General features: G+C 24.4%; 12 protein-coding genes. All 12 read right to left on the bottom strand.

Translation table 11 applies throughout. The annotated features are described in order from the left end of the window. Positions 1-1,071 carry a CDP-glucose 4,6-dehydratase gene (gene rfbG, locus ABXT45_RS00845; RefSeq protein WP_415313788.1) on the bottom strand — a complete coding sequence of 357 codons (1,071 nt, stop codon included), beginning with the start codon at positions 1,069-1,071 and terminating at the stop codon, positions 1-3. Position 1,072: 1 nt separating this feature from the next. Continuing rightward, complete coding sequence (locus ABXT45_RS00840; RefSeq protein ID WP_415313786.1) at positions 1,073-1,564, bottom strand: hypothetical protein; 492 nt, start codon at positions 1,562-1,564, stop codon at positions 1,073-1,075. Positions 1,565-2,043: 479 nt separating this feature from the next. After that, positions 2,044-2,205: a hypothetical protein gene (locus ABXT45_RS00835; RefSeq protein WP_415313784.1), complete on the bottom strand. Its 162-nt coding sequence runs from the start codon at positions 2,203-2,205 to the stop codon at positions 2,044-2,046. Beyond that, entirely contained in the window at positions 2,202-2,882 is a 681-nt protein-coding gene (locus tag ABXT45_RS00830) for a cytidylyltransferase domain-containing protein (protein ID WP_415314431.1), read from the bottom strand. Before ABXT45_RS00830 ends, ABXT45_RS00835 begins: the two co-directional genes overlap by 4 nt. Positions 2,883-2,917: 35 nt before the next feature. After that, positions 2,918-3,952, bottom strand: a complete 1,035-nt coding sequence (locus tag ABXT45_RS00825; RefSeq protein WP_415313782.1) for a sugar phosphate nucleotidyltransferase — start codon at positions 3,950-3,952, stop codon at positions 2,918-2,920. Between the two features lie 3 nt (positions 3,953-3,955). Next, positions 3,956-4,729: an SDR family oxidoreductase gene (locus ABXT45_RS00820; protein WP_415313780.1), complete on the bottom strand. Its 774-nt coding sequence runs from the start codon at positions 4,727-4,729 to the stop codon at positions 3,956-3,958. 4 nt (positions 4,730-4,733) lie between these two features. Then, a complete protein-coding gene (gene neuC / locus ABXT45_RS00815) occupies positions 4,734-5,963 on the bottom strand; it encodes a UDP-N-acetylglucosamine 2-epimerase (RefSeq protein WP_415313779.1) in 1,230 nt (409 codons plus the stop codon). Continuing rightward, the gene (locus ABXT45_RS00810; RefSeq protein ID WP_415313777.1) at positions 5,917-6,747 is read right to left on the bottom strand and encodes an NAD-dependent epimerase/dehydratase family protein; all 831 of its coding nucleotides are present in this window, start codon (positions 6,745-6,747) and stop codon (positions 5,917-5,919) included. The genes neuC and ABXT45_RS00810 overlap by 47 nt, the downstream gene beginning before the upstream one ends. Further along, the gene (locus ABXT45_RS00805; RefSeq protein WP_415313776.1) at positions 6,747-7,781 is read right to left on the bottom strand and encodes an N-acetylneuraminate synthase family protein; all 1,035 of its coding nucleotides are present in this window, start codon (positions 7,779-7,781) and stop codon (positions 6,747-6,749) included. Before ABXT45_RS00805 ends, ABXT45_RS00810 begins: the two co-directional genes overlap by 1 nt. Continuing rightward, positions 7,782-8,771: a GDP-mannose 4,6-dehydratase gene (locus ABXT45_RS00800; protein WP_415313774.1), complete on the bottom strand. Its 990-nt coding sequence runs from the start codon at positions 8,769-8,771 to the stop codon at positions 7,782-7,784. Positions 8,772-8,801: 30 nt separating this feature from the next. Then, positions 8,802-9,623 (bottom strand): hypothetical protein, encoded by an 822-nt coding sequence (locus ABXT45_RS00795; RefSeq protein ID WP_415313773.1) that lies wholly within the window; start codon positions 9,621-9,623, stop codon positions 8,802-8,804. Next, positions 9,620-11,338 (bottom strand): ATP-binding cassette domain-containing protein, encoded by a 1,719-nt coding sequence (locus ABXT45_RS00790; protein ID WP_415313771.1) that lies wholly within the window; start codon positions 11,336-11,338, stop codon positions 9,620-9,622. Before ABXT45_RS00790 ends, ABXT45_RS00795 begins: the two co-directional genes overlap by 4 nt. Positions 11,339-11,366 lie beyond the last annotated feature (28 nt).

Below are 11,366 nucleotides of genomic sequence, written 5' to 3'. Positions count from 1 at the left end.
TTATTTTAATTTAATAAAATCTAAAATTTGAGATTTGGATAAGTTATAATTATATTCAAATTTTTTTGGTTTATATTTTACAAACCATTCTTTAGTCATATCTAAACTTTTTTTAATATCTAAAATGCATGACCAGTTTAATTTATTTTGTGATTTTTTGACATTAAGTTTTAAAATATTAGTTTCCTTAAAATTTTTGCTTTTTTTGTATAAAATTAATTTTTTTTCTACAATTTTGTCATTATTTAAATATTTAATCAGATTTTTTACTTTGAAATTCTTAATTTTTTTTGGTCCAAAATTAAAGGCTTCGCCAGATAATTTTTTATCAAAGTGTAATTTTTGTGCTAAAATTAAATAACCATGTAATGCATCCAAAACATGCTGCCAAGGCCTTATAGAATTAGGGTTTCGAATAACTAATTTTTTTTTATTTAAATACGCCTTAAAAAAATCAGGGATAATTCTATCTGGAGACCAATCACCACCGCCAATAACATTACCAGCTCTCACAGAGCATATTAAGATATTTGATTTTTTAAAAAAAGTTTTATAATAAGAATGAATTGCAATTTCTGCCGAAGCTTTTGATGCGCTATAGGGATCATCACCTCCAAGATAGTCCTTTTCCAAATAACCTTTAAGATTCTCTGTATTTTTATAACATTTGTCACTTGTAATAAAAATTACAGTACATTTGTTTAATTTTCTTAATGATTCTAAAATATTAATTGTACCAATTAGATTTGTATTCCAAGTTAACATTGGATTAAGATAAGATAATTTTACGATTGATTGGCCTGCTAAATGAAAAACAAAATCAGGTTTTATATTATAAATTGTGTTTTTGAGTTTTTTCATATTATTGATATTAAAGATAAAAGATTTTTCCAAATACTTTTTTAAATTTGTTGCCTTATAGTGAGACGTTTGTGTGGTTGGTTCTAAGCTAATTCCATACACTTTAGCTCCCAGAATTTTTAGCCAAATGCAAAGCCATGATCCTTTAAAACCTGTATGACCAGTTACCAATACTTTTTTTCCCTTAAAAACTAATAATCTTTTTATCATATTAACAATATTCTTTTATAAATTTAGAAGTTTTATACTTATTCGCCGAATTAAAATTATTTATAAATAATTTTATGAAACTATTGTATTTTTTATAATTTACATCATAATTAATCTTAAAATTCTCATTAATTTCATCTGAATTAAATAAATTAGCATTTAACAATTGATAATTAGCAATTAGCATTTTTTGATATTGTGGGTAATTTAATTGGTTGCTATACATAAGGATAAGAGGTTTATAATTTAATACAGCAAAATTTATTGCTGTAGAATAATCAGATAAAATTAATTTACTTTTTTTGATTAATTCCACTGTTTTATTTTCATACACTTTTCGATTACCATATAAATCACTGTAGTTATAAGTTTTTAATAATTTAGGATTTGGATGGGCTAAAATTTTAACTTCAATGTTTGTTAACTCCTCAATTTTATTAAAAGTATTATCTAAATGACTCTTTAAATCAATAAGCTTGGGTACTTTATTCATTGAGTTAAATTGCATCTCTCCACCAAGGTACAAATTACTATCAATATAAGTTACATATTTTTTTTCATTTTTAACTTTTTTTTTATTTATATTTTTATAAAAATCATTAGAGCCTATCCAGTAGATCTTTTTAGTATTTTGAAAATCAATTAATTTTTTACTTTCATCACCTGCAAAGAAACCAATATCATAAATATATAGTTTATCTGTGTAATTAATTAATTTATAAATTTTATTTAAAAATAATTTAATTTTACTTTTTAAAGAATAAAAATTGATTATGTAAAAAAATGATTTATTCCAATTAACTAGTCCATCAAGCCAAATAATAAACTTAAACTTAAACTTTGTTTTTTTTTTTAATGTTTTTGTAAAATCTGATTGAATACCATCAATTACAAAATCAGGTCTAATTAAATTGATTTGATTGATTAACTCTGCTTTCTTTATGATTTTTTTTATAAATATCTCTTTTAAATTTATATTTTTTTTTTTTGCGGTAAAATTTTATTTTTATAAAGTATCTCTGAACAATCAAAGAAATAAATTTGAAAATATTTTTTTAGATTCATAATATCAAATCTATCAATTTGAAATCCTATCTTGCCATTTCCTAAAAGTAGTAATTTTTTTTTTATCATTTGATCTTTAATTTCATTATCATTTCGATAATTTTAAAGTCTATAAAATCATCTATTTCATAAGATTTCCATTTAGGTAAAATAAATGACATTGTTTTTTCGTGATAAAAACTTTTTCTCTTATAAAGTGATTTTATTTTAGAAATATAGATACTTCCATCTAGGAAGAATAATTTTTTTGACTCACTGTGTAACGTCACTTTCTTTAATTTTTTAGCAAATCTTTTAATAAAATTATCATTTTGAATTTCATACATAAATTGAGGATGCACATTTCCAACTTTTGAAAGGCTTACCAAGGCCTCAGCTTTATTGCTTGATACTATCTTTTTAATTGATCTGTCTATATCATCTACCACTCTGAGTGGCGAAGTGGGCTCTAGCAATAAACAATAATCATAATTTTCTACTGTTGAAATAATCTGATTTAAAGTAAAGATTAAAGAATCTATAGATGTTGTATTTGATTCAGATAATCTTTTAGGCCTTTTTACAAAATCATTAAGTCCACATTTTTTTGCAACTTTAAAATATTTCAATGAATCACTACTTAACACCAATCTGTCAATTAATTTTGACTTTTTTGCTTCTTTTATAGTCCAATAAATTAGTGGTTTTTTATTTAATAATTTAATATTCTTATCTTTTACTCTTTTTGAACCACTTCTGGCTAGAATTACAGCAATAATTTTTTTTTTTTGAACATATTTTTTTATTTCATCTTAAGATAATCATTATAACTGCCAATATCTGTCCATTCTTCGTATATTGGATAAACATAGACGTTCTTTTTTAAACTTATCAATTTATTTATAAGATCAGTTATATTTAAAAAAGAAGGTTTTTTTATCTCTTTTAAAACTCTAGGATTTAATGCATATACACCAGCTATTACTTCTGATTTATACATTGGTTTCTCATTTAGCTCTATTAACTTAAAATTTTTATATTTAATTGCACCGTAAGGAAATGACCAATTAATTTTTTTAATAACTACAGTAAAATCAGATTTATGATCTTTATGAAATTTGAGCAAATCAGAAAAATCAACATTTGTTATTAAGTCAGCATTAGTTACTAATAAATCATTTTTTTCATTCTTTAAAAAATAAAGAGAGCCAGCAGTTCCTAAGGGTAATTTTTCTTTAATATATTTAATATTTATATTTCTAGATTTTCCATTTTTAAAATAATTTGAAATTACAGATCCTAAATAATTAACTGAAATAATAAAATTAAAAACCCCTTGTTTTTTTGAATTTTCAATTAAATGATCCATGATAGGTCTACCTTTAATTTTAAGCATTGGCTTTGGAGTTTTCTTTGTGAATTTCCCTAATCTTGTTCCTTTACCACCTGCCATAATTACTAATTTATTTTTAATCTTTGTATGATCATCATTATTACCAACAAAGACTCTTTCTACTTTTTTATTTTTAATAATTGGAATGAAGTTAACATCTTTTTTAATGATCAATTTTTCTATCTCTACTTCATCAATCATTTTTTTTAAATAGACTGGGTTTTTATTAAAAATTTTTTTTATTTTGTCTTCTATGGTATATCCGCTTAACAGGCCTCTTCTTATGTCACCATCGTTAAGAACTCCTAAAAAAAAATTATTTTTATCTACTACTATTAAGAACTTAAATTTAGTTTTCTCTAATCTTGAAACTGCATCAATTATTTTTGAAAATTTATTAATAGATATATTTTCAATAATAATTTTTGATTTTATAATTTTCATATATTACCAGGCCGATAATCCACCATCAATAAGAAAGTTTTGCCCTGTGCAGTAATTAGACTCGTCACTTATTAAATAATATAAAATTCCATTGATATCTTTTTTGTCACCCATTCTGTTCATCGGTACTCTTTTAGAGTAAGCTTTAAAAAAATTTTTAGAATGACTATTGTAAATGCCACCAGGTGAAATACAGTTCACTTTAATATTTTTTTTTGCCCATAGTGTAGACAACCATTTTGAAAAGCCAATTATACCTGATTTACTTGCTGCATAGTCAGGAAAAGAATAGAATTTTTCTTTTTCATAAATTTTGTGGTTAGGGCTTAAATTACCATAAATACTAGAGATGTTTATTAGATTACCTTTTTTTTGTTTATAAAATATTTTTCCAATTTCTCTTGCAAAAATAAAAGATCCTGTAAGATTAACATTAATTGTTTTTTTCCAGTTTTTTAAATTATATTTAGTAAATTCCCTTGTAATATTTGTTTTTTGTAATGACTCAGAGGTAATTGCAACATTATAAATAGCACAATCAATTTTGTATTTATTATCTTGTGCTATTTTTTTTATATTTTTTTGTATGCTTTTTTCTTTATTAGCATCAATTAAATAGCCTTTTAAATCGTACTTTAAGCATATCTTTTTAAGTTTAATTTTATTATTGTCAGCAAGAATTACTTTACAACCACACTCAATTAAATATTCAACAAACGCTGTCCCCAAAACACCTGTACAACCAAACAATAAAATTTTTTTATTTTTAATTGACATATTTTTAAATATTAATCTTATTTAATTTTTTGCTATCAAGTGTCATCTTCTTTTTAAGTATTTTTGATTTTGAGTAATGTATTTTGTTTAAAAAATTGATCATCTTTACTGCTGAATTTCCAATTCCATATGGATTAGAGCATTTAAGACATTGTTTAATAAATTTTTTATCATCAAATGCTTTTCTAATTGCTAGATATATCTTTTTATCGTTATAATCTACATCAATTATATTTTCTGATCTTAATCTCCCTAATTGTCTACTACCAATATTGACCGTCGGACAATTAAATATTGGCGTTTCTTTTATTCCTGAAGATGAGTTTCCAACACAGCATACCTTAAATTTATTGTTTTTTCCTAAGGCTAATATTCCATGATAAAAATATCTTCCAATCGACTTATATATAGAAATATTATTATTATTTTTATATTTCTTATTTTTTAAAGATTTTAAAATTAAGTCACTTCCAATATCATTATTAGGATAAGTGATTATAATTTTAATTCCTTCTTTTGATACTTTTTCTAAAGCTTTAAGAGATTTTTTTAGTTGATTTAATGAGTCTTCATACTCCGTCGTAACAGAGTGTTGAGTGAAGATGACAATTTTATCATCATATTTCAAGTTAAATTTTTTTTTCAATTCACTTTCAGTTGCATAGTTTTTTTGTTTAATTAAATCTACAGTTGGGTATCCTATGGTTTTTACTCTCCATTTTTCTTCACCCATTGCTATAATTCTTTTTGTTGCTTCGTAATTAGTAGTCAAATGAAAATGTGCAAGCTTTGTCATTGCATGTCTAACATTATCATCTAATGCACCACCTTCAGTAATATCTCCACCTTCCACATGTATGGTTGGAATATTCATTTGTGTGCTAGCTATCATTGCAGCAAATCCTTCAAAACGATCTGCATAAACAACAAAAATGTCAGGTTTAAATTTATTTAACTCTTTGGAAATTTTCATAATGGCATTACCTATAATCATAGAATTAAAATTATCATCTTTTTTAAAATTCCCATTAATATTGACAAGCTTATAATTCTTAATTTTATCTTTTTTTATCTCTATGATAGTTTTACCAAATTCATTTTGAAGATGGGCTCCAGAAATTAGCACACTTGTTAAAAAATTTTTTTGCTTGTTTATTTTTATTATTAAAGGTCTTAACAACCCATATTCAGCCCTGTTTCCTGTGAAGATACAAATTTTTTTTATATATTTCATTTATTCCTTTTCTTATTGTTATTTTGGGTTTCCATCCAGTAATTTTTTTTATTAGTGATATATCTATTTTATTTTTCATTTTATTTTTAATGCTAGATAAACTATTAATTTTTATCTTCAAATTTAATAAATTTAAAATTTGATTAATAAGAGACTCAATTTTAACAACAGATCCACTAGCGACATTAAAAATTCCATACTTTTTATTCTTTAGTAATGACAAAATTAAATCATTTAAATCCTCAATATTTAAAAGATCCACATATTCATTTTTATTTTTTATAGAAATTATTTTTTTATTAAAAATATTTTTAAGAATATCATCGATAAGAGTTTTTTTATTATAAAATGGCCCATAAATATTTGAAATTCTTAGAGATATACCTTTCTTACTTGTCTCAATAATTTTTTCTGAATTAATCTTTAATTTACTATAATTATTACCTAGGTCAATTTTAGAAAGCTCATTCAATTTATGCTTATCTTTTTTATATACCTTAGCTGAGGAAAGAAAAATAATATAATTCCATTCATATTTAATTATTTTTTTTAATATATTTAATTCATCATTTATTTTTGATCTAGCTCCGTTTGATTGTGAAAGATATATTAATGTTGACTTTCCAATAGGTTTTATTGAAGTATATTTTTTTATTAATTTTGATAAATTATTTTTTTTTCTTGAGTATGCTCTAAATTTAATTTTTTTTTTTTTTAAAAATTTGGTTAAATTTTGACCTATAAAACCTGCGGCTCCAGTGATTACAATATCATTATCTATCACTAAATTTTTAGATCTTTAGATGATATATACCTATTATTAAATATATTTCTTATAGCTTTTTTTCCTAGTAATTTTTTAAAATCTTTGCTCATAAACTCTCCTTTACCTGGTCTTTTAACCCAAATATTTTCTTTGGTTAATTTCTCGCCTTTTTTAATATCTCTTGTGGATACCACACTTGCATATGCAAATTTTATAACTGGAATTTCTTCTTTTAGAATTCCCTTTTTACCCCCTGCAGCTTTCCAAATTGCATCAGAACCAACAATTAAATCTCTTAGCTCACTTGGTTCAATTGAAACAGGCATATCAGGACCTTTCCATTTTCTTGAAATTGTAAAATGCTTTTCAAGAATACTTGCTCCAACTGCTACGGCACCTAAACATGTCCAAATGTTTTTGCTGTGGTCTGATAATCCAACTTCAATCTTTCTAAAATTTTTTTTCAACTCTGTAATACCTCCTAGTCTAACTTTTTCATATGGTGTTGGGTACATGCTTGTACAATGCAAAAGTGAATATGGAGTTTTAAATTTCTTAAAAATTGAAACAGATTTTTTTATAGAATTGATATTATTCATTCCTGTTGATAAAATTACGGGCAATTTTATTTTTGCGATATATTCAATTAATGGATAATTATTACATTCACCTGATCCAATTTTAAAAGCAGAAACTTTTAACCTCATCAATCTATCTACAGCTTCTTTTGAAAATGGTGTTGATAAATATATTAATTTATTTTTTTCTGCATATTTTTTTATTTTATACTCTTCTTCCATTGTAAGTTCACACCTTTTTACTATGTCCCACAATGTCTCATTAGAAATTTTTCCTGGCTTATCAGCAGTTTTAATCATTTCTTTATCAGTTATGTGGCATTGAAATTTGATTATTTCTGCTCCACTATTTTTAGCTGAATCTATAAGCCTGAATGCTTTTTGAATTGATCCTTCATGATTAATTCCTACCTCTGGGATTATTAAAGGACTTTTTTTTTCACTAATAATTCTTTCTTCAATTTTAAATTCCATTTAAAGATTGTATTCTCCTACTCTAAATTTATCTAAGTTTTCTTTTTTACTATACCAATCGACTGTTTTTTTTAAACCTTTTATGAGTTGAGCTTCTTTATTTTTTAAATTTTGAATTCCTAACATCTTGATAGCTTTTTTATTATCACATAACAATTCTCTTACCTCGCTATTTTTTGGTCTAAATCTTTTCTTTTCATAACTTATTACACTTTTTGAGTTCGTTATTGATTTAATAATTTCATATACTCTACTTATTGTTACGGAGTGACCGCTCCCATAGTTTAAAATTTCACCATTTAAATTTTTTTTTGAATATATGATTTTCATAAAGAATTCTGCCGTATCTTCAACATAGCTAAAATCTCTTTTAGTTTTAGTGTCTCCAATTTTTATAAATTTAGAATTGGAAAGCATTTGAGTAATTATTGATGGGATAACAGCTCTTGTAGACTGTCTGGGCCCAAAAGTATTGAATGGGCGAGCAATAACTACAGGCAAATTAAATGAATTAAAGTAAGATAAGCCTATTTGGTCTGCTGCTATTTTGCTTGCTGAATATGGTGATTGTGGTTGTAAAATATGGTTTTCGTCGATTGGTACATATTTTGCAGAACCATAGACTTCACTAGTAGAAGTTAAAATGATCTTTTTAATTTTATTCTGTTTAGAAGCCTCAAGAATATTGTATGTTCCTAAAATATTAGTCGTTATGTATGATTTTGCTGAAACATAAGAATAAGGTATGGATATAAGTGCAGCTAAGTTTACTACAATGTCAACCCCTTTGAGAAGACTATTTATAAAATTTAAATCTTCAATATCTCCAAAAACTATTTTGCATTTTTTTAAAATATCATTACTTAACCAACCAGTATCGCTTTGGAAATTATATTTAACGAGAACTGTGACTTTTGCTTTTTTTTGTATTAATTTCTCAACTAAATGTGAACCAATGAAACCTTCCGAACCTGTAACTAATATATGCATAATGAATTATGAATTGTAAAATCTTTTAATCTAAAAAAGATCATATTGCCACCCACATTTTGATAATGCTTCCAAGTTTTTGAAACTTACAATTTCATTATTTTCATTTTTTTCTTCTTTCGTTTGGAAAAAATCACTGTAATTGACACTTTTAACCAATTCACTCTTAAACCCATTTGGGCAAATCATTAATGTGTCAATTTCTGAAGTCACTTGGTTTAAAAACAAACGGTCATTGTTGTGTTTGGTATCTTTTATAGAATTAATATTTTTTTCGTTTTTTGTTATAGTTTTTTCGTAAAAATGGCCAATAATTGGTTCAGTCATCCAGTAATCAAGCCCTATTAGGTTTATTTTTTTAAATCCCATGTATTTTGCTATAGCTAACATTGTATATGAAGCTCCACCCAATAAAGAAAATTTATTACAAATATCAAAATTTTTAAAATTCAAATCTTTATTACCAAAGTCGTGTAAAAAAAATGTTGTACTTTTATTTAAAAAAAAAAAGTTAGATACGGAGGGAAATAATGGACAATTTAATTTACTATAATTTTCAAGAAATAATTTTTTATGAAAACTTGGTCTTAATTTCTTTGTATAGGGGTGTCTAAAATAAGGAAAAAACCAAAAAGGTGTACACTCTATATAAGCAATAATATTTTTTAAATTGATAATATCTTTATGAAGAGACATCCAATTGCATATTATAACATTTTTATCTTTTAAAAGATTCAAATTATAATTTTTAATTGATGCACCATTACCTAAAATATAGCACTCTTGATCTTTATATTTATCTCTAAGTTTGTGATTTTTTTTTAATATTTCTTTAATTAAAAAATTTATCATTTTATGGCTAAATTTAAATTTCCATTATAAAATTCATAAATATTCTTACAGTATTTTAATGATGTATTTTTATGAGAAACCATGATTATTGTTTTTCTAGGTACAAAATTTTTTATTTCTTCTATAATTTCATTTTCTGTTTTTTCATCCAATGAACTTGTAATTTCATCTAAGATCAAAATTTCAGAATCCCTATATAAAGCTCTTGCTATTCCCAATCTCTGCTTCTGACCACCAGACAATTTTATACCTCTCTCGCCAATTATAGTGTTTGATTTATGATCTAAGCTATTTACAAATAATTTTAAACCAGCTTGTTCGATTGCATGATCTATTTTTTCAATATTCATTTCCATATCCTCAATACCCAAGGCTATGTTTTTTTTTATTGTGTCATCAATTAAAAATGTATTTTGAGGAACATAAGAAACCATATTTTGCCATTCAGCTACATTTTCCAAAATATTTTGATCATCTACTAATATTTTTCCACTTTTTGGAAAAATTATTCCACACAAAATATTTAGGAAGGTGGTTTTCCCACCCCCCGTTTTGCCTTTAATGCCTATCATTTCTCCTGATTTAATTTTAAGTGAGAGGTTATCTATAATTTTATTTTTACTAGAACCGTAAGAAAAAATAATATTTTTTAGATTTATTTCTCTGAAATTTTTAAAATTAAAAATATTATTATTTTTGATTTTAATCCTTGGTTTCATCTCAAAGATTAATTTATAAACTAAATAAACTACAGTTTTTCCAAATTTCAAAGCCTGACTGGTATTCAAAATCCTATTCAATGATGGCAATATTCTAAATGAGATTGCAGCTAATATTCCTAATATTACTAATGTTTCTTCATTGCTTACACCGTATAGTTTAAGGCTAAAAATCAAAATTATTAATGCAAAAACACCCATAAATTCTAACAAAATACGGGGAATTTGAACTACCGTACTAATTTTTTTTCCTATCATAGATGAACCAAAATTATGTACATTAAATTTCTTTAAAAAATACTCTTCTTTTTGTGAAAGTTTAATTTCTTTTATTCCGTCTACTATTTCGGTAATTGCTTTTGCTCTTAAGCCATCATGGTGCTGTCTTTTATTGCCCCAATTTTCTATTCTATTTTTTGTAATTAAATAAATTGATATTGCAAATAACGCAAAAAATAACATTGCATAAATAGATAGTGGTTCATATAAAATTATAAAAACTAATAACCCAGTAATAATAATTGCTTCTGTAAAAAAGGTTATTCCTGAATCTACTAAAGATATAAATTCATCAATCTCTTTTGATAAATAGTTTATAATTATTGATGAATTTGTATTAAGAAAATAATCATAATCAGAATAGGTTAAATTTTCATATATTCTACTGGATAATGATGCTCTAAAATTATAAATAAACTTATTTTTAAAATATGTGAAATATATCAATACAATTGTTTTAAAAAAGAAAACACATAAAATTAATATTAATAAAATAAAGGGATAATTTAAAAGATCAATACCCTCAAATTTTAAAAGAAAATTAGAGATAATACTATTATCAACATCACTAGCTAAAACTAAATTTAAAAGGGGTATTAACATGGATATACTTAAAGTTTCCAAAAACATTGTAATAAATGAAATCATGAAAAGAAATTTGAAATCTCTTTTTTCTTTTTTATTCAATACTTGATATATTCTATTTAATGTTTCCATAACTTAACTTAGCCACTATATATTGTTC

This window comes from Candidatus Pelagibacter sp. Uisw_106, from assembly GCF_047724975.1.
GTDB lineage: Bacteria > Pseudomonadota > Alphaproteobacteria > Pelagibacterales > Pelagibacteraceae > Pelagibacter.
This window is presented reverse-complemented; position numbering and strand designations above follow the sequence as displayed.

Coding starts and splice junctions, on each gene's coding strand:
- ABXT45_RS00825 (WP_415313782.1), bottom strand. CDS start 3,952: ATGAAAATTATAAAATCAAAAATTATTATTGAAAATATATCTATTAAT.
- ABXT45_RS00800 (WP_415313774.1), bottom strand. CDS start 8,771: ATGCATATATTAGTTACAGGTTCGGAAGGTTTCATTGGTTCACATTTA.
- ABXT45_RS00820 (WP_415313780.1), bottom strand. CDS start 4,729: ATGTCAATTAAAAATAAAAAAATTTTATTGTTTGGTTGTACAGGTGTT.
- ABXT45_RS00840 (WP_415313786.1), bottom strand. CDS start 1,564: ATGAATAAAGTACCCAAGCTTATTGATTTAAAGAGTCATTTAGATAAT.
- ABXT45_RS00835 (WP_415313784.1), bottom strand. CDS start 2,205: ATGATAAAAAAAAAATTACTACTTTTAGGAAATGGCAAGATAGGATTT.
- ABXT45_RS00795 (WP_415313773.1), bottom strand. CDS start 9,623: ATGATAAATTTTTTAATTAAAGAAATATTAAAAAAAAATCACAAACTT.
- neuC (WP_415313779.1), bottom strand. CDS start 5,963: ATGAAATATATAAAAAAAATTTGTATCTTCACAGGAAACAGGGCTGAA.
- rfbG (WP_415313788.1), bottom strand. CDS start 1,071: ATGATAAAAAGATTATTAGTTTTTAAGGGAAAAAAAGTATTGGTAACT.
- ABXT45_RS00805 (WP_415313776.1), bottom strand. CDS start 7,781: ATGGAATTTAAAATTGAAGAAAGAATTATTAGTGAAAAAAAAAGTCCT.
- ABXT45_RS00790 (WP_415313771.1), bottom strand. CDS start 11,338: ATGGAAACATTAAATAGAATATATCAAGTATTGAATAAAAAAGAAAAA.